We start from the raw sequence: 477 nt of genomic DNA, 5'->3' as shown, positions 1-477 counted from the left end.
GACGCGGGTTATGGAAACGACGCGGCGTTTCGTGCCAACGTTGGCGAACTCGGCCTGCAATACGCCGTGGGCATCCAGTCGAGCACACGCGTGTGGCCACCGGGCCTTGCCCCACTGCCGGCTGTACGTTCAATCGGCAAGGTTGGCCGAACTCGAAGCCTGCAACGTCGGGTACCGGGACATGATCCAGTCGCTGTCAAGGACCTAGCACTAGCGCTCGATCCATCTTGCTATAACACCGTTTCGTGGCGCGAAGGCACTCGTGCGGCTCTAAGTTCCCGTTTTGCGGCGTTGCGCGTGCGGACCTCTCACCGTGATAATTGGCGGGCTACGCCGCGCGATGAAGAATGGCTGCTTATCGAGTGGCCCATTGGTGAAATCGAACCAACCAAATACTGGCTTTCAACTTTGCCCGAAGAGACGGTCGTGCAACATCTCGTTCACGTTGCCAAAATGCGCTGGCGCATTGAGCGTGAC

Annotated in this window: 1 protein-coding gene; it reads left to right on the top strand. The window is 58.9% G+C overall.

What is annotated here, in order from left to right:
- On the top strand, positions 1-477 hold a 477-nt coding region (locus tag ACRXB1_RS37370), incomplete at both ends, for a transposase (RefSeq protein WP_449494935.1).

The sequence above is a fragment of the Caballeronia sp. M23-90 genome (assembly GCF_053574605.1).
This window is presented reverse-complemented; position numbering and strand designations above follow the sequence as displayed.